This is a genomic window from Natrinema caseinilyticum, assembly GCF_024227435.1.
GTDB classification, from domain to species: domain Archaea; phylum Halobacteriota; class Halobacteria; order Halobacteriales; family Natrialbaceae; genus Natrinema; species Natrinema caseinilyticum.
The window spans coordinates 2728874-2755520 of record NZ_CP100445.1 but is presented as its reverse complement, the minus strand read 5'-3'; the positions used below and the strand labels follow the sequence as shown (position 1 = coordinate 2755520).

Below are 26647 nucleotides of genomic sequence, written 5' to 3'. Positions count from 1 at the left end.
CTCGAGACCGCGATCCGAAGGGACGATGGGTCCGAGATTCCTTTTTTCTCGACCGGTTGCCAATTTACGAAATCTCTTACCTATATCTTTACAATGCTGTATACGATTAGACGTGATATGGAGTACCACGACTCCGAGAAAGCGAAGGAGGTTGCGGATCGCGTAGCGGACTTCATGGACGAAGTCGTCATCCCGCGCGAGCGCGAGGCGCTCGCCACGGGAGAGACCATCTCGATGGACGAAATCGAGGACATGTGGGACATGTCCAAGGAGCGAGATCTGTTCGCGCCGCAGGTGCCCGAGGAGTACGGCGGCCAGGGGCTGGATTTCAGCGACATGCTTCCGTCCTTCGAACAGGTCGGCCGCTCGCTCATCGGTGCACTCGCAATTCGAGCGAACGCCCCACAGGAGGGGAACATGCACACGCTCGAGTTCGCCGGAACCGAAGAGCAGAGAGAGGAGTACCTCCGCCCGCTCGTACAGGGGGAGATCTCCTCGGCCTTCGCGATGACCGAACCCAAGGTCGGTGCCGGCTCCGACCCCAAGATGCTCCAGAGTACCGCCGTCAAGGACGGCGACGAGTGGGTCATCAACGGCCACAAGTGGTGGACCTCCGACGGGCTGGGCGCCGACTTCTACCTGGCGATGGTCCGTACCGATCTGGACGCCCATCCCTACGAGGGCACCTCGATCATCCTCGTCCCGCGTGACGCCGATGGGGTCGAAGTTCAGCGGAACATCCCCCACCTGGGCGGCCACGGGATCACCGAACGCGAGGGCGGCCACGCCGAAGTGAAGTTCGACAACGTCCGCGTCCCCGTCGAGAACACGATCGGCGAAGAAGGGGCAGGGTTCCGCATCGCTCAGCTGCGACTCGGCGGCGGCCGACTCACCCACTGCATGCGCTACTCCGGGATGGCCGAGCGGTCGCTCGACATCGCGAAGGCCTACCTGCAGGAGCGCGAGGCCTTCGGCTCGAAACTCGAGGACAAGCAGGCGTTGCGCCACCGCATCGCCGACGCCGAGACGCGCCTGCACGCCGCGCGAACGATGGTTCGCCACGCCGCGCGCGAACTCGACCGCAGCGACGCCCGCATCGAGGTCGCGATGTCGAAGATGTTCACCGCGAACGTCACCAACGACACCATCGACCTCGCCCTGCAGTGCTGTGGTGGCAACGGGATCGGCAAGGACCTGCCGATCGCACACTTCTACGAGGCCGTCCGCGCGTTCCGCATCGTCGACGGGGCCGACGAGGTCCACCGCCGTTCGATCGCTCGCTGGGCCTTCGAGGACGTCGACGAGACCGAAATCGAGAACACCCTGCAGTTCGACGAGGACCTGCGGATCGACGCCCTCGAAGAGTAACGCTTCGACCGCGCCCGTCCCCGCGGTGGGGACGAAAGAGCCGCGTCGCACGCACGTCTTTTCGACCGCCGGCCGATCGGGTTTCGATGCCTGTCACTGACACCCATAGCTATTTACCTCCGGAACAGGATTACCCGTTACAGATGAGCGGAGACACGATGCGGCGGGGCTCGAAGGACGGTGGTCTGGAAAAAATCCGAGAAGCGTCGGATGCGGTGGAGAAATCCTCGACGGCGATTGTCGTCGAGAAGGTCCGCGAACGGTGGCGGACCGCTGGTTCCATCATCGTGCTCGCGGTAACGACCGTCATGCTGCTTCGGATGGACGGATACCTGTCGATCGACGCGCAGGTGTTCGGCGGGATCACCCTCTTCCTGCTGGTCTACTTCCTCGCGACGCTTCGAACGGACGTCAGCATGGAGTGACCGTGGCTGTCGCCGACGTCCACCGGCGACAGAGGGGGAGGTACTTTGTACGCCCTGGCATATAGCCACAGTATGAACGGCGGGGCGGTAATACCGTGATCGACTGGAAGCTAGACGGGTTTCTCCCGAGTCGAAAACAACCGGCACCGGTACTGGAGACCGCGAGCGATTTCGACGTTCTGCTCTCCCGTGGCGGTGCGGCGACGATCGACCTGTTCGTCTGTTACGTCCTGATCGAATTCCCGTTGATCTACGTTTCGAGCGTGCTCTTCGGCGAAACCTACGAGGCGCTCGGGGAGTACGTCGTCGTCCTCTCACTGCTCGTGCTCCTGCCGATCTACGCGACGTACTCGTTCGTCTTCGAGTGGCGCTACGGCCGAACGCCGGGGATGGTCAATCGCGGCCTGCTGGTCGTCATGGCGGACGGTCGCCCGTGTACCTACCGCGCCAGCGCCGTGCGGAACCTCTTTCTGTACGTCGATCTGCTCGGCGTTCCGCCGCTCGTGATCGGCTTCGTGGCGGCCCTCGCGACGGACGGCCGTCGCCTCGGCGACCACGTCGCCGGGACGGTCGTCGTTCGCTCGAGGGCGCCGACGAACCGCGACGAAGCGGTCTCGGCCGGCATGAACACGAGTGCTGGCGCTCGGGCGGGCGGAAACGACGAGAACTAACGGGCTGAGAGGGGACTTAGGCGATGCGGACGCCGGAGTTGGAGTCGAACAACTGGATGTAGTCGGTCTGGAAGACGAGCCCATACTCCTCGCCGCCGCCCTCGAAGTCCGGGTCGGTGACGACGACGACCTCGCCGAACTCGGTCTCGAAGAAGCTGTGAGTCGCATCGCCCAGGGGCTCGTCCAGCAGGTGCGTCGCCGGGATGCCGGCACCCGGATCGTCGTTGACGGAGATGTACTGCGGCCGGAGACCGACGTGCACGTCGTCGCCGTCCCACCCCTCGAGGCCGTCGCGATCGAGATCGTACTCGTAGTCGCCGACGGCCAACTCGGCGGTCCCGTTGACCGCCCCGATGTTGCCCTCGAAGAACTGCGTCGACGGCTGGCCGATGAACTGGCTGACGAACCTGGAGCCGGGTTCGTCGTAAATCTCCTTCGGCGGGGCGACCTGCTCGAGTTCGCCGTCGTTGATGACCGCAACGCGATCCGACATGGTCATCGCCTCCTCCTGATCGTGGGTCACGTACAGCGTCGGACAGCCGATCTCGTCGGTCACCTTCTCGATGACCGGCCGCAGTTCGGCCTTGAGCTTGGCGTCTAAGTCCGACATCGGCTCGTCGAACAGGAAGACTTCCGGGTCGCGCACGAGCGACCGGCCGAGCGCGACGCGCTGTTGTTGCCCGCCGGAGAGCTCCGAGGGCATCTTCTCGAGTTGGTCCGTAATCTGGAGTAACTCCGCGGCCTCCTCGACGCGAGCGATGCGCTCTTCTCGAGAGAACCCGGCGATCTTGAGGCCGTACGCCATGTTCTCCTGGACGCTCATGTGCGGGTACAGCGCGATGTCCTGGAAGAGCAACGCGATGTTGCGCTCCTGGACCGGCTTGTCCGTCACCTCCCGATCGCCGAAGGATATCGTGCCGCTCGTCGGCTTGTTCAGCCCCGCGACGCACCGCAGCGTCGTGGTCTTGCCGCAGCCGGATGGGCCGACCAAGGTCACGAACTCGCCGTCGCCGATGGTCAGGTCTACGTCGTCCACTGCGACGATGTCGTTGCCCGATTCCTCGTATATTTTAGTCAGGTTCTGAATCTTGATGTCTGGCATGGGTTGTTGTGTTGATCGTGGATGGTAGTTGTAATTCGGTGCACCGTCAGAGCGCTCTGACCTGGAAGCCCTTCAGCAGGTAGCTCTGCATGAAGTACGCGAACAGCAGCGGCGGCAGCGTCATGGCTAGCGACACCGCCATCAGGTAGGCGTCCGGCAGGAACTGAGACTGCCCCATCTCCCGGAGGACGCCGGGGGCGAACGTCGTGGTGTCGGTCGCTGGGAGGAGAATCTCCGCGAACGTGAAGTCGTTCCAGGCGATCGCGAAGGCGAACAGGGCCGCGGCGATGATCGCCGGTCGGCACTGGGGAACGACGACGTCGCGGAAGCCACGCCAGCGCGAGGCACCGTCGACCCACGCGGCCTCCTCGTGGGCCTCCGGAATCGTCATGATGTACTTCCACATCAGCCACACCGCGAAGGGCATCGAGATGGCCGACAGTGCGATGATGAGTCCGACGCGGGCGCCGAGCAGCCCGAGGGTTCGCCAGATCTGATAGAGCGGAATGCCGATGACGATGGGGCTGAAGAGGTACCCGATCAGGAGGATCCGCGCGAAGTTTTCCTTCTGCGGGAACTCCAGGCGCGCGAGACCGTATCCGGCGACCAGCGAGACGACGACGACCGTGATGATGGTGCCGATGGCCACCACGGTCGTGTTGAAGATGTAGGTGTACATCTTCGGCTCCGTCAGGATCGCGAAGTTGCTGAACGTGAATAGCTCAGGCGTGGGAAAGACGGAGACGGTCCGTTCGACGACCTCGTACTCGGTGAACGCGAGTTGGGTCATCCAGTAGATCGGCCAGACGCCGATGAGAACGATTATGCCGGTGCTGACGAGCTTCAACGTTTCGAAGAGCTCACTTTCGCGGTCGTATGAGAGGCCAAACAGGCCTCCCGGTGGTTCGCTTTGACTCATGCTGTCGTTTCCACCTCTTCGCTCGGATTGAACACCAGGAAGTAGCCGATCGCCCCGACGAGCAGGAAGAGGAACATGACGACGGAGATTGCGTTTGCGAGTCCGTACGCCTGATCGGTGTAGACGGTCTTGTAGGCGAGTACGGGAAGCGTGGTCGTGGCGTTACCGGGGCCGCCCCGCGTAAGCTGCCAGATGATGTCGAACTTGTTGAACATGAAGATCGACCGGAGCAGGACGACGACCAGGATAATTCCCGTGAGACGCGGCAGCGTGATATCCCGGAACATCTGCCACCGGTTCGCTCCGCACACCTTCGCCGCCTCGTAGAACCGGTTCGGAATAGCGCGGAGCTGCGCGAGCGTGAAGATGGTGATGAAGACGGAGAACTTCCACGTGCCGATGAGGATCAGCAGCGGCATGGCCCACGTCTGCGATCCCAGCGGTGCCTGGTTGGCGTCCCACAGGCTGAACCACTCAGCACCGAGCATCTGGAACACGCCCCCCTGCGGGTCGAACACCCGAAGCGCGATCAGCGAGACGATGATCGTCGGGATCAGGTACGCGGTGAAGACCACCGCGGTGAGCAGCTTCTGGCCGCGGGTGATGCGGTTAAGTACGAGCGCCATCCAGAGGCCCACAGCGAGTTGGATGAGCGTGCTACCGACCATGTAAACGATACCCCGCCACAGCGAGCCCCAGAACATGGAAATCTCCAGGACCTGTGCGTAGTTATCGATACCAGCCCACTCCCACACGGGATTGAGCGTGTGAATGTCGTGTAACGATGCCCAGAACGCGAAGGCGACCGGGAGCACCGCAATGAGTAAGTACAGTACGATGACCGGAAGAACGGTCCCAAACCCGGCGACGGTCTCCCGATTCACGGGCAAATCGTCCCACGGGATGTATGCCCGTTGGGGTCGAACCGATTCTCCAGTTTCACTAGCCATAGTTAGGTTACCTCTGTATCCGTGTCCGTTATTCTCATGGTCGTCCGTATGCGATTCTCTGCACCCATGTATGTTAATCTCACGGTTGGCAGTATATGATTCGTTTTGCGCCGGACGTGTCAAATGAATCGGCAATAAATCTGCGGTCGATTATCCGAACTGTTCCTGAGCGTCCGAGAAGGCCTTCTCGAGTTCGCTGCGGCCCCACTCGTAGGTTTCCTGGATGGACATCGAGTCGGTGACCACGCGGTTGATCATCTCGCCGTAGAACCACTGTCGCGCCATGTACAGCGCTATGGGCGAGGAGGTGTTGGCCGCGTCGACGCTGCCGTAGTGGTTGCCGAGGATCTCGTCCTGGGTTTTCTTGAGCTTCTCGTACAGGTGGGGGTGGGCCTTCATGATGTCCGTGTTCTTGAACGCGTCGGAGTCGAGTACGTCGGCGTAGATCGGCAGGAACCGGCCCGGATCCGTCTCGTAGAAGCTCGCGGTTTGCTCCAAGCTGTTGCCGTAGACCCACTTGAACCACTCCTTGGCTTGATCCACGTTCCCGCCTCTCGAGAAGATGTGATAGCCGTCGGGGGTCGGGGCGGACAACCAGTTCTCGTCCGCACTGATCTCGCTCCAGGTCGGATACGCCATGACCTGCGTGGCCTTGGCCAGCCCGCGCAGGGCGTCGCTGTCCTGGGCCTCGGCCGTTTGTGCCGCGACGCCGACCGGCCAGGCGTTGAGGTGGTACTGCTGAGCGTACTGGCCCTGCGCCCACCCGCCGAGCGACTCCGCCCAGCCGATGCTGGTCGGGTCGGGCGAGTACTGGGAGATGTCTTTACAGAACTGCAGTACCGTCGTCACCTCCTCCTCGGGGAAGTGAATCTCGAACTCTTCTTTCGCACTCGGGTCCTTCCAGCGGATGCCGAGGGGAGGGATGCCCGCGCTCGCCGCCAGGACCAGGTACTCGTCCTGGCTCTTGCCGGTCTTCTTTCCTGCGAGCCCGTACCCGCGGGCGTCGTGTTCGTCCGACTCGTCGATGGCCTTGGCGTTGTCGAGGATATCCTGGAATGTCTCCGGTTCCGACAGACCGAGATCATCGTAGACGTCCTGTCGGTACTGGAAGTTCGAAACGTAACTACCATGCGGGATCTGGAAGAGGTTATCCCCTTCACCGAGGAACGCCCCTTGGGGCTGCAGTTCCCCGTTCACCTCCTCTATCGACGAGACGACGTCGTTGACGGTCTCGAGCTGGCCGGTCGACCAGATGTCGGCCACCTGGTCGAACGTGGAGGTGTTTGCGTCCGGCGGGTTGCCCGCCTGAATCAACTGGGCGAGGCGACTCTCCTGGGAACCGGACATCCCAGCCTCTTCGATATTCAGTTTGACGTCGTTGTCGCCCTCGTACTCCGACTCCAACTCGCCCCACAACTGTTCCCAAGCACCGTTGTAGTAGTCCGTGATGAAGTGGACCTCGTTGCTATTGTTACCTCCACCGCCACCTAAGCAGCCTGCTGCGGCTGCAGCGATTCCTGTACCGGCTGCCGAAAGCACCCGTCGCCTGTTGATATTGTCGCGTGTCATCTATTCTCAATCTCGCTTGTGCAATGCTAGCGTCCTGCTACAACCATATAAACATCACGTTTTTTAGAAACTGTTTCAATAGTTGTTCCCAGTTTTTATACAATTGATACATCATCAGTTGGTATTTCCGTAGCTGGCGTCGAATCCGACGCGCGGAAACGGGGATCGCCTCCGATGACGAACGGGGACAGTACGGACGACGGTCCCTCGCCGAGCCGCCCGGATCTCACCGCGGCCTGACAGTTTGGGAAACCCAACCGGTAGCGCCGTCTGGCTTCGGACCGTCCTCGTCGGGGAACTGGAGGGTGCCGTTCCCGTCGCGCGCTCGAACGATCACCTCGTGCGTCCCGGCGGCCCCGTACTCGTGGCGCCACTGTCGCCAGACGTCCTCACCCGGGAGGGGGTCGGACAGTTCCGCTTCGGTCCAGGTGTCGCCGCCGTCGGTCGAGACCTCGACGGTCTCGATGGCCCTGGTCCCGGCGTAGGCGTGACCGGCCACCTCGATCCGGCCGCTTCCGAGGTGATTGACCTGCCAGAGCTTTGCCACGGTGTGAACCGGGCCGGTGCCGTGCCAGCCGCGGTACTCCCAGTAGCCTCTGGTGTCTTCGTCGCGAACCTCGATCTCGGTGAGCCACTTCACGTTGATCTCACCCCAGTGGCCCGGAACCAGGGCGCGCAGCGGCGCGCCGTGGGCCCGCGGCAGCGGCCGACCGTTCATTCGGTAGGCCAACAGCCCGGGCCGCAGCGCCTCGAGCGGAAACTCGTTGTAGTAGCCGTCGGCCCCGTGCAGGACGACTCGATCGCCGTCGGGGTTCGCCGCTTCGAGGAGCGCCGCGACGGGAACGCCGCTCCAGAGGGCGGTATCCATCTGCCGGCCGTTGAGCTGATCACCGACGCAGCGCAGCGTCACGAACCGGTCCCCGCGGTCCATCGCTTCGATGTCCGCGAAGTCGTACTCCGCTTCCTCCTCGACGGCCCCCGTGAGAGAGAGGGTCCACGTTTCGCGGTCGACGTCGGGGTCGATGTTGTTGATGTCGACCTCGTAGAAGTCCGTGCTGACCAACGGCTCGAGTCCGTCGACGGCGAGCGACCTGTTTTTGGCCTGCGTGAGCAGCTGTCGAACCTCGGGCCGGGCGTCCTCGGGGACGTCGAGACCGGGCTGTGAGGACCCGTCACCGGATCCGCGGACGAAGAGCCCGAGCGCGCTCACACCGATCGCCGACCCGACGGCGCCGAGAACGCGCCGCCGACCGAACGAGCGGGGGGAGGCGTCCTCGCCGGCGCCGAGTCCGGCCGTCCCGGCCGTTACCAGCACGACGAGTCCCGTCCCAGCGGCGGTGCCGACGCTCGATACCGACGAGCCGGTCAGCCCGAACGCGACGGCACCCGGGAGGACCACCCCGGTGACCACGCCGACGGCGGGCCTGCCACCTTGCGAGGCCAGCACGCCGGGAAGGGCCGCCAGGCCGAAGAGGACGCACGTCAGTGCGAGTGCTGTTACGAGTGCCAACTGGTGGCCGAGCGATCCGAGTTCGGTGATCGCGAAGGCAACGAGCGCGTCGGGGCTGACTGCGAGGACGACTCGATCCACCGGCGTCACGACGAAAGCCGGCCGTCGGCCGACGGCCAGGTACGACCCCCCCACGGCGGCGAGTCCCGCAGCGAGCGCCACGCCGACCGAGGGGAGCAGCGGGCGCGCGCGATCTAATGTGGGAGACATTATATAGCAATGACGGCCGAGCGGATATGAAAGCTTCGCGACCGCCACCAGGGCGGACCGAGTACACCGACGAGAGTGCCCGCTCGAATCGGTAAAGCGAACCCAGAGAACTGGTGCCGGACGGCTCGAGTCGGCCGCCGTGAAATCGGCTCGTCGAAGCCGACCGCTAGTCCGCTTTGACGCCGGTTCTCGAGACCTCGGGGTTGCGAAGCAGCGGGACCGACACGATAGTCAGACAGCTCAAGACGAGTGCGGCACAGAGAATGTACGTCGATCGATACCCGAACCAGCTGTCGACGGCCGGAATCGCGACCAGCGGGCCGAGACTGAGCCCGATGTCACCCATGACCTGGTACGCACCGCCCATTCGTCCGAGTTCGTCGCCGGGCGTGAGATCGCCCACGATCGCGAGCAGCGCTGGTGCGGCCGCGCCCATCCCGGCCCCGAGGAGGACGATCGCGCCGAGGAGCGCCTCGATCGTCGGAACGTACGCGATGACCAGAAAGCCGGCACCCATCGACAGAAACGCCGGAATGGTCAGCAGCGTCCGGTCGCTGACCAGATCCGACACCCTGCCGGTCGCGATCGTCATCGATCCCGACGTGAGAACGCCGAGGCCCATGACCATTCCGCTGATGCCGGCGGCATCGAGCGCCGACAGCTCGAGGCCGAAATCGTGTGCGTATCGGGCGAGCGTCGTGAGGAGAATGCCGCCCCACAGGAATCGCACCGCGAAGTTTCCGTAGCCGACCAGGACGACGGCGGGGTTGCCGGCGAGCAGCGACGGGACCTCGCGGAGACTCGCGGATCGTCCCTCAGCGCCGGCGTGGACGTTCGGCAGGACGAGCGTCGCGACGATACCGGCGAGCAACGCGAGACCGCCCGCGACGAGAAACGCCGCTTCCATGCTGGCGACGTCCGTCAGGAGACCGCCGACGACGAGTCCGGTCGGAAAGCCGAGCGACTGGCCGCCGCGCATGTACCCGACCCACCGGCCGCGGTTGTCGGCCGTCGTGACGTGCGTGATCGTCGCGAATGCGCCGAGGAAGACGAAGGCGCTCCCGATACCCCAGAACAGTCGGGAGAGGACGAAGACGACACCGGGCAGAGAGACGCCGCCGAGCAGTGGGACGGTCCCGAGTTCGGCCGGAGGTGTGTACAGGCCCACGATGTAGCCGAAGGGAGCCAGCGCTTGCGTGAACAGCCCGAATATCATCGGTTTTCGCGCGCCCACGCGATCGATGACCGTCCCCGCCGGCGTGTTGACGAACAGCCGCGCGATGCGGTTTGCCGAGAGGATCACGGACAGCATGATCGCACTAATCACGAGCTTCTCGTCGAGCAGCGGCAGCGTCGGGAACGCGACCCCCGTCGCGACGCCGCCGAAGAAGACGCCGGCGATGACCGCGAGGGCGATCGTCCTGATCTCCGACGACGAGTAGGACGACTCGTCAGTCATCGGCTCCGGCCGGCACGGAGGGACTTCGGTCGAGCGGGCGACGGGGAGCGAACTCGCCGGTCCGCCCCGACCAGGTCGACGCGCCCGACCGGACGAAACGGGCCACTCGGCGCTCCTGCACCACGATCGGCCGTCGGCGTGCGGGCCGGGGTGGGAGAGGGTCTCCCGGTACGATCACAGATCATGTTCGTCGATAAACTCGTCACGTAACATCGTCTTTCGGATCTTGCCGCTGCCCGTCTTGGGAAGGTCGCGACGAATCTCGACGATCCGCGGGTGTTTGTACGGAGCGAGTTCACCGAGGACGTACTCCTCGACGTCGCTTTCGGTCAGGTCGGCACCCGTTTTCGGCGTGATGGCGGCGGCGACGGTCTCGCCGCGGCGCTCGTCCGGAACCCCGAAGACGGCCGCCTCGTGGATGGCCGGATGCTCGTACAGCAGGTTTTCGATCTCGCGCGGATAGACGTTGTAGCCCGCGGTCAGGATCATCTCCTTTTCCCGACCCTTGATGTAGTAGTAGTTGTCCTCGTCTCGCGTGCCGACGTCGCCGGTGCGGAAGAAGCCGTCCTCGGTGAACGCCGCCTCGTTCGCCTCGGGGTTCTCGTAGTAGCCCTTCATGACCTGCGGGCCGGCGATGAGGATCTCGCCCTCCTCGCCGGGACCCAGTTCGGTCCCCTCCTCGTCGACGACCTTCGAGCGCGTGTGGCCGACCGGCTGACCGACGCTGCCCGGCCGGTTGCCGAGCGACGACCACCGGATCGTGTGTGACGTCGCGGTCGTCTCCGTCAGGCCGTATCCCTCCGAGAGCGGAGCGTCGAACGCCTCCTCGAAGCGCTCCTGGGTCGGTTTCGGCAGTTTGTCCCCGCCCTGGCCCGCCCGGACCAGCGTCGACAGGTCGTACTCGTCGGGGTCGTGGGCCTCGAGCAGATCCACGAACATCGCGGCGACGCCGGTGAACGCCGGAACGTCGTGTTCGTCGAGCGTCTCGAGGACCAGTTCCGGGTCCCACTGATCCGGTCTGAGCAGGTGCAGCGTCCGGCCGGCACACAGCGAGGCCATCATCCCGAGCATTCCGGTGATGTGGTACATCGGCAGGGCGATGATCCCGTCGCCCTGGATCGGACTGGCGCTGTAACTCGAGACGCTCTGTGCGATCTGTACCCGGAAGTTGCGGTGGGTCAGCAGGACCCCTTTCGGCCGGCCGGTCGTGCCCGACGTGTACGGCTGGAGGAGGACGTCGTCGTCCGCCCGATCGACGACCGCGGCATCGGCGCGGCCCGCGCCGAGTGCGAGCACCGACGGGTGCTCACCCTCGGTCGTCGCGCGTACGATGTCGGTCTCGAGGGTCGCGACCGCTTCGCGCACGTGGTCCTCGGCGTCGTCTTCGACGATAACCGCCTCGGCGTCGGCGTGATCGAGCTGGTATTCGATTTCGCGCCGGCGGTACTCGGGGTTGAGCGGACTCGCGATCACGCCGGCGTGACAGCAGCCCCAGACGGCGGTACAGAACGGGATCCCGTTTGGCATGTACAGGCCGACTCGATCGCCGGCCTCGATGCCGAGTTCCCGGAGCCCGCCGGCGAACCGTGCGACGCGATCGCCGAATTCGCGGTACGTGATCGACTCGCCGGCGTGTTCGATCGCGACGGTGTCGGGGTGTTCCGCGACCGCTCGATCCAACAGATGTGCGACGTTGCCGTCGTAAGGCGACGCTAAAAGCGTCTCTGCGGGGACGACGTCGAGTTCCATGTGATCCGCGTTTGTCGTTCAAGATGAAAAATATATGGGTGGTGGTAACGGTGGGCGGTATTCGGACGCCGCGCGAGAGTTCCGAGGGGCGGTCGCCGAACCCGCAGCGGCCGTTCGCCGTCGGTGACGGCCGCTGGTAGTCGTCGAAAGGCAGTGCACACCCCGCTCGCGAAGTCGCGGCCAGCGAGTTCTCGCTGGCCGCCGTCCGGCGAGCCGTGGGGACAGCGGTTCACCGACTACGATCCCTACTCGAGGCGCGGCAGACCCTTGATCGTCACCGTTTCGCCGACCAGGTACGAGGACGCCGGACTGGCGAGGAACTGCGCGAGATCGGCGACTTCCTCGGGTTTTCCGATCGTCCGATCGGGCGTGGTACGGTCGATCCCGCCGGCGTCGTCCTCGACGCCCATCTGGGAGCGGACGCCCTCGGTCGCGACGAGGCCGGGCGCGATGCAGTTGACCCAGATATCGTCGTCGGCCCAGTCGGCCGCGGCCGAGGACGTGAAGTTGATCACACCGGCCTTGGCGGCCCCGTAGTGGCTCATCGACTTGGAACCGCGAACGCCGGCGACGCTGGCGATGTTGACGATCCGACCACCGCCGTCGTCGCGCATGTGTTCGCGGGCGATCTGTGAGCAGTGGAACGTTCCGTGAAGGTTGATATCGACGATGGTCTTCCACCCGTTCTCGCTGATCTCGGCCGGCGGGGCCTGGAAGCTCGCGCCCGCATTGTTGATCAGGATGTCGAGCCCGCCGAACTCGTCGACGGTCGCAGCGACCATGTCCTGGACCGCCTCGCGGTCCGTCACGTCGCACTCGATGGCGAGCGCCCGTCCGGGACGTTCGCTGTCGTTGATCTCGTCCGCGACCGGCGCGACGTTGTCCATCTCCCGCGAGGTGACGACCACGTTCGCGCCGTCGTCGGCGAACCGCTCTACGATCGACTTTCCGATCCCGCTCGAGGAACCCGTGACGATCGCCGTCTGCCCGTTCACACTGAACTGGTCCGTCATCGGTCACCCTCCGCGGTCGCGGTGTTCCCTGTCGCCTGTACTCTCGGCCCAAGCGTGAGATTAACTGACATTCGCGAGTAGCGGTTCATCGAGCGACGACATAAGCCATTCGACCGGACGGAAGACGAGCACGCGTCGGCCGGTCCGCGAACCGGGTGGACGAACCGTCTCGACCCGCGAGCGGGGGTGAAAATCAGCCGACCCGCGTACGCGGGACGCTCGTCCGCCGCGGCGTGACGGGGTCGTCTCCCTCGAGTCGACGGATCGTCCGCCGCGAAGCGACGGGAACGTTCGGTCCCCGGTGAGCCGGTTCCGCGAGAGATACTGTTATGCCGGTCGTGCCCAAACCGTGGTGTCGATGAGAGGCGGACGCAGTCCCGACCGACGGTACGGTACGACGGAACGAACGGCGACGGCGACGGCGAACGTGATATCGGCCGGCGTTACCACGGAGGGCCGACGACATGCCGACTAGACCCCTCGAGGAACTCGAGGCGATGGTCGGCGACTCGCGGGTCACCGTCGAAGACTTTCGCATCGAACCCGGCAAGGTCGAGGAGTTCGCACGCGCGATCACCGCCGACGACCCGGTCTTCCGAGACGAGGGCGTCGCCGCGGATCGGGGACACGGTCGCCGGCCGGCACCGCTGACGTACAGTCAGGTCGGCAGGTTCCCGCGGTACACGCCCGCCGACGTCGAGGGCAAGGGCTTCTATCTGGGCTTTCGACCGGAGTACGTCCTCCACGGCGAGCAGGCCCACGAGTACGAGCGTCCGGTCGCCGTCGGCGACGTCCTCTGCGGGACGACCACGCTCGCCGACGTCTTCCAGCGCGAGGGGCCCCGCGCGGGGACGATGACCTTCGCCGTCCTCGAGACCGAGTACCGGGATCGGGACGGCGACCTCGTGTTGACCGACCGATCGACCGCGATCGAGACCTCGGGCGCGGTCGACGACGACGGGAGCGAGACAGCCGATACCGCGACGAACGGCGGCGCCGCCGCGACCGAGGCGGACGTGCCGTCGCCGACCGCCGACGACTTCGAGCGCGTCGGGGACGTCGCCGAACTCGCGGTCGGCGAGGCGGGCCCGAGAGTCGTCGTCGAGGACCTCGAGCGCCAGCACTTCGTCAGGTACGCCGGGGCCAGCGGCGACTTCAATCCGATCCACTACGACGAGCCCTACGCCACGGACGCGGGCAACGAGAGCGTCTTCGGTCAGGGAATGTTCACCGCCGGGATCACCTCCCGCGTGGTCACGAACTGGTTCGACGTCGCGGACGTCACCTCGTTCGGCGTCCGATTCCAGTCGCGGGTGTTCCCCGGCGACACCGTCGTCGCGACCGGCGAGGTCGCCGCCGTCGACCCCGAAACGGGAACGGTCGAGGCGGATCTCGAGGCGACCACGACGACCGGCGAGACGCTGCTGACCGGAACGGCGACGGCCCACCTCGAATAAGAACGCGAATCCGGTCACGCGATACCCCTGAACGAACGCCAGCGCGGCGCTCACTCGAGCGCCGAATACCGCTCGCGCTTATTCCGGCACGAATACCGGAATCGCGGCCTCGTCGGAGACTCGCCAGAAGGTGACGGCGACCGGCGAACCGACCGCGAGTTCCGTCGGCTCCGCGTCGATCAGCGCGAGCAATCGGGGGCCTTCCGCCAGTTCGACCGCGCCCACGACGTACGGCGTCCGATCGCCGAAGCCGGGTTCGCCGGGCACGTGGCACGTCGTGTAGGTGTAGATCGTTCCGACGCCCTCGCTCTCCTCGAAGGGCGGATCCTCGGCGCCGCAGGCGGTGCAAACCGCTCGCGGGTACAACTGGCGGTTGCCGCAGTCGCACTCCTGGTAGCGAAGCGCTCCCTCGAGCGTCGCCTCCCAGAACGGCTCCGTCGCACCGGTGGGGACGGGGACGGGCCCGTCCCACTCCTCGCGGCGGTCCTCGACGGGCGCGCTCATGCCTCCCTCCGTAGCACGACCGTGCTACTGGACGAGAGCAGTCCGCCGGTGCCGTGGGCGACCGCGACCGCCGCGTCGTCGACCTGACGGTCGCCCGTGTAGTCGCCCCGAAGCTGTCGGACGGCCTCGATGAGGACGAACACGCCGAAGTGACCGGGGTGGCAGTACGAGAGACCGCCGCCCTGGGTGTTCATCGGCAACTCGCCGCCCGGTGCGGTCGTTCCGCCCGACACGAACTCGCCGCCGGCGCCTTTCTCGCAGAAGCCGAGATCCTCGAGCGTGACCAGCGCGGTGTAGGTGAACGAGTCGTAGATCTCGGCGACGTCGACGTCGTCGTGCGTGATCCCGGCCTGCTCGAAGGCCTTCGGTCCCGTCACCGCCGCACCGGTCGTCGTCATGTCCGGCATCTCGCTTACGTCCTGGCGGTGCGTGCTGGTCGACGCGACACCGGCGACCGCGATCGGTGGGACGTCTATGTCCCGCGCTTTCTCCTCGGAGACGAGGACGACCGCGCCGCCGCCGTCGGAGACCAGACAGCAGTCGAGCAGGTTGAACGGGTCCGCGATCGGCCGGGATTCGAGCACGTCGTCGACGGTGATCGGCTCCCGCTGGGCCGCTTTCGGGTTCATCGACGCCCACTCGCGGGTCGAGACCGCGATCTCGGCGAGTTGCTCCTCGGTCGTGCCGTACTCGTGCATGTGCCGACGGGCGGCCATCGCGTACGCCCCCGGCGGCCGGAACAGCCCCGTCGGTCGGACGAAGCCGTCGACCGGGTGCGTGACCTCGAGCGACCGATCGTCGCTCGGACCGGTCTTGCTCGTCGACCCGTAGGCGACGACCACCACGTCCGCCTCGTCGCGGGCCATCGCGTCGCGGACGTGGCCACAGAAGTGTTCGAACGACGAGCCGCCGATTTCGGTACCCTCGAGAAACGAGGGCTCGTCGAGATCGAGGTACTCCGAGAGGATCAGCGCGGGCATGTAATCGTCGCCGCCGGCGACGGCGACGCCGTCGACCTCCGCGAGCGTACAGCCGGCATCGTCCAGGGCGCGAACGGTCGCGATCGCCGCGTTGTCGAGCCAATTTCGGTCGGGCGTCTCGCCGAGGTCGCTCTCGGCGACGCCCGCCAGGATCGGTTCAGCCACAGGTGTCCCTCCGTCCTGCAAACCAGGTCATCGTCTCTCGATATCGTAACTGAACGCAAATAGTTTGTGGTAGAGGGTACCACAGCGCGTGATCGTCCGGGTCGGCCGGTCAGTGATCCGAACCCGTACCCGATCGGTGACGCGGAGCCGAGCGCGAAGTTTCAGCTCGCGTAATTCGTTAGCGCGTCGCAACAAACAACGGCACCGGTCGCACGAATCCCGCCACGGGGAGTCCCCGGTTCGGTCGGGATGTCGACGCCGTCTCCGGGACATGGATACTATTTTATATCATTCCATGATACCATGGGCCATGGATTTGGCAAGTGTTAGCGAGGCTGCCACAGCCGGGAACGTTGCACGGTTGCACGACGAGACGGTACGGCATCACGGCGACGCACAGGCGATCGAATATCACGGGCAAACGATGACCCACGAGGACCTCCAGGCCGAGAGTTCGCGGGTCGCCGGTGGATTCGCGGATCTCGGGATCGAACCCGGTGACGTCGTGTTGCAGTACCTGCCGAACTGTCCGCAGTACCTGATCGGTGCGCTCGGCGCGTTCAAAGCCGGTGCCATCGTCTCTCCGGTCAACCCGCAGTACCGCAAACGCGAACTGACGTACCAGCTCACGGACACCGAAGCGGCGGCCGTCCTCACCCACGTCGCGCTGGAGCCGTACCTGGAGGAGGCGCTCGCCGAGATCGGGTGGGACCCGGTCGTCGTTTCGGTCGAGACCGATTCCGACGACGCCCTCGCCTTCGAGGACGTTCGCGGCGAGGAAACGTTCGTCGAGCGCGACGACGAGGACGTGGCGTTGCTGCCGTACACCTCCGGTACCACCGGGCAACCGAAAGGAGTCGAACTCACCCACCGCAACTTCCGGGCGCAGACGTTCGCGGTCCTCTCTCAGGAACGCGAACTCGACGACGAGGACGTTCGCAGTCTGGTCTGGCTCCCGCTGTACCACATCACCGGCTTCACCCACACCGCGTGGCAACCGCTGATCCGCGGCGGCAGCGTCTACCTCCGGAGCGCGGCCAACTGGGACGGCGACACCGCGATGGCGTTGATCGAAGACGAGGGGATCACCCACTACGTCGGCGTCACCGCGATGTACGTCGACATGATCAACAGCGAGCGCTTCGGCGAGTTCGATCTCACGAGCCTCGAGTCGGCCGGCGAAGGCGGCGCGAAGATGTCCGTCGCCGTCCAGAAAGAGTTCGAGGAGACCGCGGGCGTCGAGATGAGCGAAGGGTACGGGCTGACGGAGACGAACGGCGCGACCCACACCCAGAGCGGCTCGACGTTCGGCCTGAAACACGGGACGATCGGCCAGCCGCTCCGCATGACCGAGGCGAAGATCGTCGACGAAAGCGGCGAACGGGTCGATATCGGCGAGGAGGGAGAGCTCCTGGTTCGCGGCCCGCAGGTCATGAAGGGCTACCACGATATGCCCGAGGCCACCGAGGCGGCGTTCACCGAGGACGGCTTCTTCCGCACCGGCGACGTCGCACGCCGCGACGCGGACAACTACTACGAGATCGTCGACCGGAAGAAGCACATGATCAACTCCGCCGGCTACAACATCTATCCGAGCGAACTCGAGGAGCTGCTGGCCGAACACGAGGCCGTCGCGGAGGGAGCGGTGGTCGGGATTCCCGACGAGCGGCGCAACGAGGTGCCGAAGGCCTACGTCGTCACCGTCCCGAACGTCGAACCGGGGGTCGACGTCACCGCCGACGAAATACAGGAGTACTTCCTCGACAACGTCGCGTCGTACAAACACCCGCGCGAGGTCGAGTTCATCGACGAACTCCCGCGGACGACCTCGGGGAAGATCCAGAAGTACAAACTCGAGGACGGCGACGAGTCGGAGGCCGAGTGAGGCGTGACGGTCGTCGTCAGCCCGCACATCATCGAGGGCGGCGGGTCGAGACTGGTCTCGGCGATCCGTGACCGGCGGCCCGACATCGACCTCGAGCACGTCGCGGACGAGGACGCGCTGTTCGCGGCGGTCGCCGACGCCGACGTGCTCCTCACACAGCGCCTCCCCGACGACGTCCTCGCGGCCGCCGACGACCTCGAGTGGGTCCAGGCGCTCAGCGCGGGGACGGACGGCTACGACTACCAGGCGCTTTCCGACCGCGGAGTGGCGTTGACGTCCGTTTCGGGGATCCACGCGAAGCCGATCGCCCAGCAGGTCCTCGGATATCTCCTCTACTTCGAGCGACGGTTCGACCGCGCGGTCGCACAGCAACGCCGCGAGGAGTGGGATCGATACCTGGCTGGCGAACTCGGCGATCGAACGGTCGGGGTCGTCGGCGTCGGCGCGATCGGCTCGACGGTCGCCGACTACTGCCAGACGTTCGACGCCCGCGTGGTCGGAACGAAACGCGATCCGACCGACGCACCCGACGGAGTCGACGAACTGCGCGGAACCGACGGACTCGAGTTCGTCTGCTCCGAGAGCGACTACCTCGTGCTCGCCTGTCCGTTGACCGACGCGACGCGGGGCCTGATCGACGCCGACGCGCTCGCGACGCTGCCCGAGGACGCGGTGCTGGTCAACGTCGCGCGTGGCGCGGTCGTCGACCAGGACGCGCTCGTCGACGCGCTCGAGGCCGACGAGATCGGCGGTGCGGCACTGGACGTCTTCGCGGAGGAACCGCTGCCCGAGGGGTCGTCGCTGTGGGACCGCGACGACGTCCTCGTCACGCCCCATATGGCGGGCAGCACGCCCCACTACTGGGAGCGCTGTGCGGACGTCTTCGGCCGAAACTACGACCGCTTCCGTGCGGGTGAGGACCTCGAGAACCGGGTCGTGTGAGGAACGTTCGAGAATCGACGCGAGGAGAGTGACGGCCGCGAGGAGGGTGGAAGTCGGTCGTCGGGGGCCGTTTTTCGTCGACGACCCGAAACTCGTCCATAGATTGAAGGGTCGGCCGGTCGATCAGTACGTATGTCAGATCTTCGCATCGACGCGATGGTGCCCGGACTGTCGACCGACTCCGGCGCGATGGCCGCGCGCGCAGAAGAACTGGGATTCGACGGCGTCTGGACACCGGAGATGGACAACGACGCGTTTCTCCCGCATCCGCTGATCGCGGACCGAACCGACGAAATCCAGCAAGGCACGCGCATCGCCCTCTCGTTCACTCGCAGTCCGATGGCGCTCGCCTACACGGCCTGGGACCTCGCGCGGTATTCGGACGGCCGCTTCGTCCTCGGACTCGGCACGCAGGTCAAGGGCCACAACGAACGCCGGTTCAGCGTGGACTGGGAGTCGCCCGGCCCGCGACTTCGCGAGGTCGTCGAATCGCTCCAGCACATTTTCGACGTCTTCCGGGGTGAGACGGACCTCGACTACCAGGGCGATCACTACTCGTTTTCGCTCATGACCGAGAACTTCAATCCGGGGCCGATCGAGCATCCCGACGTCCCGATCTACATCGCCGGCGTCAACGAGTACAACATCCGGCTCGCGGGCGAACGCTGCGACGGGTTGGCGATGCACGTGTTCAACACCCCCGACTACACCGACGAGGTCATCGCCCCGACCGTCGCGGAGGGGGCCGACCGCGGAGATCGATCGCTCGAGGACGTGTCGCTTTCGGCGAGTCCGTTCGTCGTGACGGGAGAAACGGACGAGGAGCGCGAACGGACTCGCGCGGAAGTAAAGCGGCGCATCGCCTTCTACGGGAGCACCCGGACGTACCACGACGTCCTCGACCACCACGGCTGGCGGTCCGTCGGCGAGGAACTGCACGATCTCTCGAAAGAACAGCGCTGGGACGAGATGACCGAGTTGATCACCGACGAGATGGTGTCGGCGTTCGCCATCGAGGCGCCGCCGGACGAATTACTCGCGCAGGCCGAGGACGTCTACGGCGGGATCGCCGACCGCATCGTCCTCCCCGTAGATCACGGCGAGGCTTTCATGACCGAATAATAGCGGACGCCGTCTCGCTCTTTGTACTGGATTCGACCGCGACCCTCGAGCGTGCCGAGGGCGCCGAGGGTGTCGAGCAACTGCGCCGGATACCGGACCTCGCCCGAGCGGTAGCGGGTGATCTCCATCGGCGTGGCGGGGCCGACGCCCGTGACCGCTTCGAAGGTGTCGCCCGTGAGAGCCTCGAGAGCGGCACGGGTGCTCTCGATTGCGCCGTCGTAGCCGGTGAAGACCGGGCCGTGGCCGGGGTAGACGCGATCGACGGATCGGCCCTCGAGCCGGTCCATAGAGCGGTGGAACGCGTCGACCGCGTCGTAGGCCCCGTAGTCGATGCCGACGTGGATCGCGCCGGGCCGGAACGGCTCGATGAGCGCGTCGCCGCTGAACAGGACGCGTTCGCCGTCTAGATCGGTTAGCAGGCCCGCGTGGTGGATCTGATGGCCGGGCGTGTGGACGGCCTCGAACTCGCCGCCCGCGACGGAAAACGGCTCGCCGAATTCGAATGCCACCGCGTCGTCGGGCGCGAGCAAGCGGCGGTTGCGACGCAGGGACGATTGCGCCCGTTCGACCTCGCGCTCGATTGCCTCACCGCGGTAGCCCGCGGACCGGCCGACGTCGCGGACCCCCTCCGCGAGATCCTCCTCGTCGCGTTCGAGTTGCTCGAGCACCGGACGGGGAGCGTACACGGTCGCGCCGGCCTCGCGCATGAGCGGGACCTGGCCGATGTGGTCGCTGTGGGGGTGGGTGACGACGACGGCCGCCACGTCCTCGGGCGCGTTCCCCGTCTCGGCCAGTCCGTCTCGGATCGTCGTTTCGGCGCGTTCCTGCGGATCGCCGCAGTCGATCAGGACCGGGGCGGCCCCGTCTACGAGGTACGCCGCGGCGTGTTTCGGCGGCCACTCGATGTCGAAGTCGAGGCGCGAAACCTGCGTCGTGGCGGCGGTCGCCCCGTGCTCCGTCGAATCGTCCATCGTCGCCACTCAGATGAGTTCCCGGGCGATCGTCCGTCGCTGAATTTCGTCGGTCCCCTCGAAGATGCGGAAGACGCGAGCCGATCTGTAGTTCCGCTCGATGGGGAGATCCTTCATGAAGCCGGCACCGCCGTGAACCTGCATCGCGATGTCCGCCGCGTCGTTGGCGAGCTGGGCCCCGCGAAGCTTCGCCATCGATTCCTCCTTCCGGGCGCGCTCGCCGTTGTCCATCTTCCACGCGGCGTAGCGGTACAGTTGGCGGACCTGTTCGATGTCCGTTGCGAGTTCGGCCAACTGGAACGAGATGCCCTGCCGATGGCCGATCGGTTTGCCGAACGTCTCCCGGCTGCGGGCGTACTCTACCGACATATCGAGGAGGAACTGAGCGGTCCCCACTGCACCCGCGGCGATGTTGATCCGACCGCCACCGATCCAGTCCATCGCGGACTGGAATCCATGATCGACCTCGCCGAGGACCTGCTCCTCGTCGACGCGGCAGTCGTCGAAGTGTAATTCGGCGTGCGTTCCGGGGGTCATCCCCATCGCGCGGTGGATCGTTCCGACCTCGAATCCGGGGGTGTCGTCCTCGACGAGGAAGCACGTGATACCGCCGAGGTCACCGTCCTCGCCGCTGGTGCGAGCGAACACCATCGCGAAGTCCGCGTACGGGCCGTTCGTGATATAGACCTTCTGTCCGTTTATCACCCACTCGTCGCCGTCCTTTTCGGCTCTCGTGTCCATGTGATGTGCGTCGCTGCCGTGGCCCGGTTCGGTCAGCGCAAAGCACGTCGTGATCTCGCCGTCCATCAGCGGTTGGAGGTACTCCTCTCGCTGGCGCTCGTCGCACGCGAGCAGGATCGGCGTCGGACCGCCGGCACCACCGAAGATGGCGCTGTGGAAGCCCGGCGGGCGGTTGGACATGTGTTCACCGACGATCGCCCGGGTGAGAATGTCGACGTCACCGCCGCCGACCTCTTCGGGCATCGTCATCCCGTAGAAGCCCGCCTCGACGGACTTCTTTCTGATCTGTTCGACGATGTTGCGGTACTCGGGGACCTGCCGATGGTTGTCGTCGACGATGTTTTTCTCGTAGTCCGCGCCGAGGAACTGATCGTACTCGTTCTCGAGGGGCGCGACTTCCTGATCGATGAACTCGTCGAGCGCTTTCTTGATTTGCACGGCTTCGGACGGTTCGCTGAAGTCCATAGCATATCTCATATAACGTATCACTTAAGCGTTACCGTGTTACTAACTTTCAATGAGCACGATAAGATCGATTCCGCTCGGATCGGCCGATTCGAGGGTTGCAACCCGGGAATAAAAAAGAGATGGATTTTTTCGGTCAGAATCTGCGTTCAGCAGAACGGAACAGTTTTACTTCGTTTCATAGAATGTAAAGTATGACAGCATCGGACGCGAACGGTGGGAAGCGGATTGAAGCAGTGGTCAAAACGCTCGACGTTCTCGAGGCACTGTGGCAGGCCGAAGGTGCCGGAGTGACGGAACTCACCGAGCGAACCGGACTCCCGAAGAGTACGGTCCACGCCCACCTGTCGACGCTGCGCTCGAAGGGGTACGTCGTACAGGAAGGCGACGAATACCGATTGAGCCTCCGGTTCCTTTCTTTCGGGGAGCACGTCAAACACGCCGAACCGCTGTACGCTGCGTCGGACACGCCGATCGCGGAACTCTCGGCGGAAGTGGGGGAACGAGTCCTCTGTTCAACACACCAGAACGGGCTCGGGACGGTCATCAACGTCAGCGGGGGGAGTCAGTCGTTCACGAGCGACATAGATATCGGAACCCACACGTACCTCCACATCTCGGCCGGCGGCAAAGCCATGCTTGCACACCTTCCCGACGAGCGGGTCGAATGGATCATCGACAGGTGGGGACTGCCCGCCTTCACCGACGAGACGATCACCGGCCGGGAGGCGCTCTTCGACGAACTCGACGCGGTTCACGACGACGGTGTCGCGTACAGTCGGGGGGAGTACCTGCCCGGGATCAGTGCCATCGGCGCACCAATTCTGGGCAACGACGGCACAGTCCACGGCGCCGTCACCGTCTCCGGACCGGAACACCGACTCGAGAACGAACGGAAGGAGAACGATCTCTGCAACCGATTGTTGTCGACGGCGAACACGATCGAAGTGAATATAATGTTCTCGTAGCTGTTCGACCAGAGTGAACAGAAACGAACGACGAGGTCCGACCGAGACGGATCGAAATTACGGGGAACCGGACGAGTTGCGTCCCGAGCGATTCCCGGCGCGCCCGGCTGCCGGCGTCCCGCTGACGCGTGGGACCGAGCTGACTTACAATCATATGATTGTAATTATTGGGTGAGAAGGGGATCGGAGTGAAAGACGGTGTCATCGACCACGAACCCACTCGAATGCTAATGTATGGAATTGAGGTTTTCCGATAATATATAGTTTTATAAACATATTGTTTTACGCGGACGTACCAGAGCATTCGAATTGGTTCCTAGATTTGACCACCCATTTGCCCTGTTCTCGGCTATTCTTCCACGAACGAAAACAGGACAAACGAATTATGAAAGATCTGCCTTATATATCTATAACATATATTGAAGCACTCATCTCGGTACCCTTTACTGTACGAGCGCCCGTGACGAGTCGAACACTCGTTCGATCGTGACAGTCTCGAGATCGGTGGAGGATCACCGGAACTCGTCGGCGCGTTCGGCCAACATCGATGCCGCAGTCTCCGCCCAATCACCTCTCAGGAACCCGATACCGACGACGAGAACCCACCACGCGTAGTTCAGAACGATTCCAGCGTACACCCCGGACAGACCGTATCCGAGCGTGATACCGGTGAAGTACGAAAAGGCGAGCAAGAATCCGACCGTCCCACTGAACCGTGCGTAGAAGGGAGTCCGCGTCTCGCCAGCGCCGCGAAGACACCCCGACAGCGGGAAAAACAGCCCGAATGCGAACATCGAGACGCCGAAAACGCGGGTGAACGCGATGGCGTGCTCGAGTGTGAGCGGGTCGCTCGTGAACAATCGTGCAACGGGTGTCGCGCCGACGATGAGGCCGGTCCCGGCGATGCTGAGCAGCAGGAAACTCAGCGCCGTGATAGCCAGTCCGGCAAACCGCGCGGCATCGGGTCGGCCCTGGCCGAGCGTCTGTCCGACGACGATGCTCGCGACGACGCTGGCAGAGCGGTACAGCGGGCCGCTGAATTGCTGATAGATCCGGCGTCCGATGTGGTAGGCGGCGGTCACTTCGGTCCCGAACGTGAGCAACAGTGCGTTGAACGGGAAGTTCGCGAGCGATGTGCTCATCCCCTCGGCGAAGTTCGGGAGGCTGACAGCGACGAGCTGTCGGGTGACGAGCGAACTGCGTGGCCGAGCGAACGAGACGCTCGTCCGGTCGCTCGCGGTCGCGACGGTCATCGAGACGGCCTCGATCGTTCTGCTGCTCGCCGTCGCCAGCCCGACGCCGACGATACCCAGTTCGGGGAGCGAACCGAGGCCGAGTCCCAGTCCGGCCGTCGCCGCGATGTTGAACACGTTCGCGGTGCCGTTGACGACCATCGGCGTCCGCGTATCGCCCGTTCCCTGTAGCGAACGTGCGCCGACGATGCCGACGATGCGCATCGGGGAGGCGGCGAAAACCAGGGCGAGGTAGCGTCCTCCCGCCTCGCTGACCGCGGGGTCGGCCCCGAGCAACGCGATCAACGGCGCCGACACCGTCAAGCCGACGACGCCGAGTGGCAGCCCAGCCAGAAACCCGAGACCGAATGCCTGCGTGATCGCTCGATCGCGGGCCGCCTCGGCGCCACGGCCGGTCTCCTGACTCGAGAGGGCGATCGCACCGGTTCCGAGTCCGAGCCCGATCCGCAGGGGAATCTGGGCGTAGAGATCCGCGAGCCCGACGGCGGCGACCGCCGCCGGCGAAAAGAGCCCGGTGACGAGAACGTCGACCGTCCGCATCAACGTGTTGAGCGTCTGCTGGATCGCGATCGGCCACGAGAGCGCGGCGGTCCGAACCCACACGTCTCGGACCCGGATCTCGGGATCGGCCATACACCGTTCCGCAACGTGAATCGGTCGGATCAACGTGTCGGTACCGGCCGTGAGCGGAAACGCGTCGCCAGATGTGACTGTTTCGAGTACAGTTACTTTTTCGTAGATATTCTCCCGGACGCAGCGTCTCGGCGGACAGACAGCAGTTCGGGACGCCGCTCGAGAAGGGACTGCAACGAACCGTCCGAGCGGCCCGCGGAACACGGAGGCGATCGGGCGTTTGCGCCACACGGTTCCGCGATCGACCGATTACGGCCCACAGTCGCTCCTCAACCGGTTCTCGATCGATCGGAATCGGAACGGCCGTCGCGACGGCGGGCGTGACTGTCGAGTCGGTCCATCCGGCGACGGCGGGCGTGACCGTCGAGTCGTCACGGGGAAGAAAGACAGTCGACGGGGGCGCACCCGTCCGTCGCGATATTCTAATATAATAAGACACTTCGATGTACGTGACAACTTTCATGTGCCTTTCGTCGACGAGCCGGACGAGGAATCCCGACCCAGCGGCGGCCGATCGCACCGTCGACGCTCGAGTTCGGTATCGACGCCCGACTGCGGCACCGACGCTCCAGCGGAATCGACGGAACGAGGGGACGGAAACGACCACGTCAGCGTTGATTTACCAGTGTTCAACAGTACGGAACGTTGTGTGAACAACGCCAGTAATTGTTTCATAAATGATGAACGAATTTATATGGATGCCGCTCGATGCCCGATCTATGCGACTCGACGGGAAGACAACAGTTATCACGGGTGCAGCCTCGGGAATCGGGCGAGCAACGGCCGAACGCTTCGCCGAGGAGGGCGCGCGCGTCGTCGTCACCGACGTGGACACCGAGGGCGGCCGGGCCGTCGCCGAGGGCATCGAGGAAGCCGGCGGCGAGGCGGCGTTCCACGAACTCGACGTCACCGACGGCGAACAGTTTCGCGCGGTCGTCGACGCGGTCGCCGAGGACCACGGTCTCGACGTGATGGTCAACAACGCCGGGACCGGCCACCCCGGCGGGAGCCTGGAAGACCTCGACGACGAGATCCGGGACTTCGTCATCGATGTCAACATCAAGGGCGTCTGGAACGGCTGTCGCGCGGCGCTGTCGCACATGAAAGCACAGGGTGGCGGCGCGATCGTCAACGTCGGGTCACTGGCGAGCATCCTCGGACTCCCAAAGCAAGCAGCCTACTCGACGACCAAGGCCGCGGTATTGAACATGACACGAACCGTCGCCGCCGAGGCGGGTCCCTACGGCGTCCGCGCGAACGCCGTCTGTCCGGGCTTTACGGACACGCAGATGCTCGAGGGATACCTCGAGCAACAGGACGATCCGGCGGCCGCCCGCGAGGCGATGGCGGCGGAGTATCCGCTGAAGCGACTCGGCGAACCCGACGAGATCGCCAACGCGGTTCTGTTTCTCGCCAGCGACGAATCGTCGTTCGTCAGCGGCCACGGACTGGTCGTCGACGGCGGGTTCTCGACCTGTTGAGCGGCGTTTTGGCTCGAGGATCGGAGGGACGGCGACTCGAGGAATCGGCTTCGAAGGGGTGGAGACGCCGAGAGGGTCGGGCGACAGCGGCGCGACGAACGTCCGAAGGTTTTTGCAGTGAACCGAGTATGCTGA

At 64.8% G+C, this 26647-nt stretch carries 22 protein-coding genes; 9 read left to right on the top strand and 13 right to left on the bottom strand.

Annotation, left to right across the window (positions count from 1 at the left end; translation table 11 throughout):
* Positions 1–117: 117 nt before the first annotated feature.
* From NJT13_RS13480 to NJT13_RS13470, 3 genes are all read left to right on the top strand, one after another.
* On the top strand, positions 118–1368 hold the full coding sequence (locus NJT13_RS13480) for an acyl-CoA dehydrogenase family protein (RefSeq protein WP_254522164.1): 1251 nt from the start codon (positions 118–120) through the stop codon (positions 1366–1368).
* A 143-nt stretch (positions 1369–1511) separates the two neighbouring features.
* Positions 1512–1793, top strand: a complete 282-nt coding sequence (locus NJT13_RS13475) for a hypothetical protein (protein WP_254522162.1) — start codon at positions 1512–1514, stop codon at positions 1791–1793.
* A 95-nt stretch (positions 1794–1888) separates the two neighbouring features.
* Positions 1889–2464 (top strand): RDD family protein, encoded by a 576-nt coding sequence (locus NJT13_RS13470; protein WP_254522161.1) that lies wholly within the window; start codon positions 1889–1891, stop codon positions 2462–2464.
* Positions 2465–2480: 16 nt separating this feature from the next.
* On the opposite strand, the gene NJT13_RS13465 is transcribed toward NJT13_RS13470, so the two are convergent.
* The 8 genes from NJT13_RS13465 to NJT13_RS13430 form a co-directional block, all read right to left on the bottom strand.
* Complete coding sequence (locus NJT13_RS13465) at positions 2481–3566, bottom strand: ABC transporter ATP-binding protein (protein WP_254522160.1); 1086 nt, start codon at positions 3564–3566, stop codon at positions 2481–2483.
* 46 nt (positions 3567–3612) lie between these two features.
* The gene (locus tag NJT13_RS13460) at positions 3613–4485 is read right to left on the bottom strand and encodes a carbohydrate ABC transporter permease (protein WP_254522159.1); all 873 of its coding nucleotides are present in this window, start codon (positions 4483–4485) and stop codon (positions 3613–3615) included.
* On the bottom strand, positions 4482–5435 hold the full coding sequence (locus NJT13_RS13455) for a carbohydrate ABC transporter permease (protein ID WP_425499758.1): 954 nt from the start codon (positions 5433–5435) through the stop codon (positions 4482–4484). The genes NJT13_RS13460 and NJT13_RS13455 overlap by 4 nt, the downstream gene beginning before the upstream one ends.
* Before the next feature lie 150 nt (positions 5436–5585).
* Positions 5586–7004: an ABC transporter substrate-binding protein gene (locus NJT13_RS13450; protein ID WP_254522156.1), complete on the bottom strand. Its 1419-nt coding sequence runs from the start codon at positions 7002–7004 to the stop codon at positions 5586–5588.
* A 226-nt stretch (positions 7005–7230) separates the two neighbouring features.
* Complete coding sequence (locus NJT13_RS13445; protein WP_254522154.1) at positions 7231–8724, bottom strand: molybdopterin-dependent oxidoreductase; 1494 nt, start codon at positions 8722–8724, stop codon at positions 7231–7233.
* A gap of 166 nt (positions 8725–8890) precedes the next feature.
* Positions 8891–10183 carry an MFS transporter gene (locus tag NJT13_RS13440; RefSeq protein WP_254522152.1) on the bottom strand — a complete coding sequence of 431 codons (1293 nt, stop codon included), beginning with the start codon at positions 10181–10183 and terminating at the stop codon, positions 8891–8893.
* A 174-nt stretch (positions 10184–10357) separates the two neighbouring features.
* Positions 10358–11932: a class I adenylate-forming enzyme family protein gene (locus NJT13_RS13435; RefSeq protein ID WP_254522151.1), complete on the bottom strand. Its 1575-nt coding sequence runs from the start codon at positions 11930–11932 to the stop codon at positions 10358–10360.
* A gap of 245 nt (positions 11933–12177) precedes the next feature.
* Positions 12178–12945: an SDR family NAD(P)-dependent oxidoreductase gene (locus NJT13_RS13430; RefSeq protein WP_254522149.1), complete on the bottom strand. Its 768-nt coding sequence runs from the start codon at positions 12943–12945 to the stop codon at positions 12178–12180.
* A gap of 464 nt (positions 12946–13409) precedes the next feature.
* On the opposite strand from NJT13_RS13430, the gene NJT13_RS13425 reads away from it, so the two are divergent.
* The gene (locus tag NJT13_RS13425) at positions 13410–14402 is read left to right on the top strand and encodes an FAS1-like dehydratase domain-containing protein (RefSeq protein WP_254522147.1); all 993 of its coding nucleotides are present in this window, start codon (positions 13410–13412) and stop codon (positions 14400–14402) included.
* A 78-nt stretch (positions 14403–14480) separates the two neighbouring features.
* Here the strand turns inward: NJT13_RS13425 and NJT13_RS13420 are convergent, their stop codons facing one another.
* A complete protein-coding gene (locus NJT13_RS13420; RefSeq protein WP_254522146.1) occupies positions 14481–14906 on the bottom strand; it encodes a Zn-ribbon domain-containing OB-fold protein in 426 nt (141 codons plus the stop codon).
* Positions 14903–16051, bottom strand: a complete 1149-nt coding sequence (locus NJT13_RS13415; RefSeq protein ID WP_254522145.1) for an acetyl-CoA acetyltransferase — start codon at positions 16049–16051, stop codon at positions 14903–14905. Before NJT13_RS13415 ends, NJT13_RS13420 begins: the two co-directional genes overlap by 4 nt.
* A 310-nt stretch (positions 16052–16361) precedes the next feature.
* On the opposite strand from NJT13_RS13415, the gene NJT13_RS13410 reads away from it, so the two are divergent.
* The 3 genes from NJT13_RS13410 (at position 16362) to NJT13_RS13400 (ending at position 20000) form a co-directional block, all read left to right on the top strand.
* Positions 16362–17936 (top strand): class I adenylate-forming enzyme family protein, encoded by a 1575-nt coding sequence (locus NJT13_RS13410; protein WP_254522144.1) that lies wholly within the window; start codon positions 16362–16364, stop codon positions 17934–17936.
* A gap of 3 nt (positions 17937–17939) precedes the next feature.
* Positions 17940–18878 carry a D-2-hydroxyacid dehydrogenase gene (locus NJT13_RS13405; RefSeq protein ID WP_254522143.1) on the top strand — a complete coding sequence of 313 codons (939 nt, stop codon included), beginning with the start codon at positions 17940–17942 and terminating at the stop codon, positions 18876–18878.
* A 132-nt stretch (positions 18879–19010) separates the two neighbouring features.
* Entirely contained in the window at positions 19011–20000 is a 990-nt protein-coding gene (locus NJT13_RS13400; RefSeq protein WP_254522141.1) for a TIGR03617 family F420-dependent LLM class oxidoreductase, read from the top strand.
* Here the strand turns inward: NJT13_RS13400 and NJT13_RS13395 are convergent.
* Entirely contained in the window at positions 19973–20971 is a 999-nt protein-coding gene (locus NJT13_RS13395) for an MBL fold metallo-hydrolase (RefSeq protein ID WP_254522138.1), read from the bottom strand. The genes NJT13_RS13400 and NJT13_RS13395 overlap by 28 nt on opposite strands.
* Positions 20972–20980: 9 nt before the next feature.
* Positions 20981–22177: an acyl-CoA dehydrogenase family protein gene (locus NJT13_RS13390; protein ID WP_254522136.1), complete on the bottom strand. Its 1197-nt coding sequence runs from the start codon at positions 22175–22177 to the stop codon at positions 20981–20983.
* Between the two features lie 194 nt (positions 22178–22371).
* On the opposite strand from NJT13_RS13390, the gene NJT13_RS13385 reads away from it, so the two are divergent.
* Entirely contained in the window at positions 22372–23145 is a 774-nt protein-coding gene (locus tag NJT13_RS13385) for an IclR family transcriptional regulator (RefSeq protein ID WP_254522135.1), read from the top strand.
* Between the two features lie 512 nt (positions 23146–23657).
* Here NJT13_RS13385 and NJT13_RS13380 read toward each other — a convergent pair.
* On the bottom strand, positions 23658–25031 hold the full coding sequence (locus tag NJT13_RS13380) for an MATE family efflux transporter (protein WP_254522134.1): 1374 nt from the start codon (positions 25029–25031) through the stop codon (positions 23658–23660).
* Between the two features lie 719 nt (positions 25032–25750).
* Here NJT13_RS13380 and NJT13_RS13375 point away from each other — a divergent pair.
* The gene (locus NJT13_RS13375) at positions 25751–26512 is read left to right on the top strand and encodes an SDR family NAD(P)-dependent oxidoreductase (RefSeq protein ID WP_254522133.1); all 762 of its coding nucleotides are present in this window, start codon (positions 25751–25753) and stop codon (positions 26510–26512) included.
* The last annotated feature ends 135 nt before the right edge of the window (positions 26513–26647 follow it).

Bases quoted from the DNA above. Each gene is read 5' to 3' on its own strand.
- NJT13_RS13480 (WP_254522164.1), top strand. From the start codon at position 118: ATGGAGTACCACGACTCCGAGAAAGCGAAGGAGGTTGCGGATCGCGTA.
- NJT13_RS13475 (WP_254522162.1), top strand. From the start codon at position 1,512: ATGAGCGGAGACACGATGCGGCGGGGCTCGAAGGACGGTGGTCTGGAA.
- NJT13_RS13465 (WP_254522160.1), bottom strand. From the start codon at position 3,566: ATGCCAGACATCAAGATTCAGAACCTGACTAAAATATACGAGGAATCG.
- NJT13_RS13460 (WP_254522159.1), bottom strand. From the start codon at position 4,485: ATGAGTCAAAGCGAACCACCGGGAGGCCTGTTTGGCCTCTCATACGAC.
- NJT13_RS13455 (WP_425499758.1), bottom strand. From the start codon at position 5,435: ATGGCTAGTGAAACTGGAGAATCGGTTCGACCCCAACGGGCATACATC.
- NJT13_RS13450 (WP_254522156.1), bottom strand. From the start codon at position 7,004: ATGACACGCGACAATATCAACAGGCGACGGGTGCTTTCGGCAGCCGGT.
- NJT13_RS13445 (WP_254522154.1), bottom strand. From the start codon at position 8,724: ATGTCTCCCACATTAGATCGCGCGCGCCCGCTGCTCCCCTCGGTCGGC.
- NJT13_RS13440 (WP_254522152.1), bottom strand. From the start codon at position 10,183: ATGACTGACGAGTCGTCCTACTCGTCGTCGGAGATCAGGACGATCGCC.
- NJT13_RS13435 (WP_254522151.1), bottom strand. From the start codon at position 11,932: ATGGAACTCGACGTCGTCCCCGCAGAGACGCTTTTAGCGTCGCCTTAC.
- NJT13_RS13430 (WP_254522149.1), bottom strand. From the start codon at position 12,945: ATGACGGACCAGTTCAGTGTGAACGGGCAGACGGCGATCGTCACGGGT.
- NJT13_RS13425 (WP_254522147.1), top strand. From the start codon at position 13,410: ATGCCGACTAGACCCCTCGAGGAACTCGAGGCGATGGTCGGCGACTCG.
- NJT13_RS13420 (WP_254522146.1), bottom strand. From the start codon at position 14,906: ATGAGCGCGCCCGTCGAGGACCGCCGCGAGGAGTGGGACGGGCCCGTC.
- NJT13_RS13410 (WP_254522144.1), top strand. From the start codon at position 16,362: ATGGATTTGGCAAGTGTTAGCGAGGCTGCCACAGCCGGGAACGTTGCA.
- NJT13_RS13400 (WP_254522141.1), top strand. From the start codon at position 19,011: ATGTCAGATCTTCGCATCGACGCGATGGTGCCCGGACTGTCGACCGAC.
- NJT13_RS13395 (WP_254522138.1), bottom strand. From the start codon at position 20,971: ATGGACGATTCGACGGAGCACGGGGCGACCGCCGCCACGACGCAGGTT.
- NJT13_RS13390 (WP_254522136.1), bottom strand. From the start codon at position 22,177: ATGGACTTCAGCGAACCGTCCGAAGCCGTGCAAATCAAGAAAGCGCTC.
- NJT13_RS13385 (WP_254522135.1), top strand. From the start codon at position 22,372: ATGACAGCATCGGACGCGAACGGTGGGAAGCGGATTGAAGCAGTGGTC.
- NJT13_RS13380 (WP_254522134.1), bottom strand. From the start codon at position 25,031: ATGGCCGATCCCGAGATCCGGGTCCGAGACGTGTGGGTTCGGACCGCC.
- NJT13_RS13375 (WP_254522133.1), top strand. From the start codon at position 25,751: ATGCGACTCGACGGGAAGACAACAGTTATCACGGGTGCAGCCTCGGGA.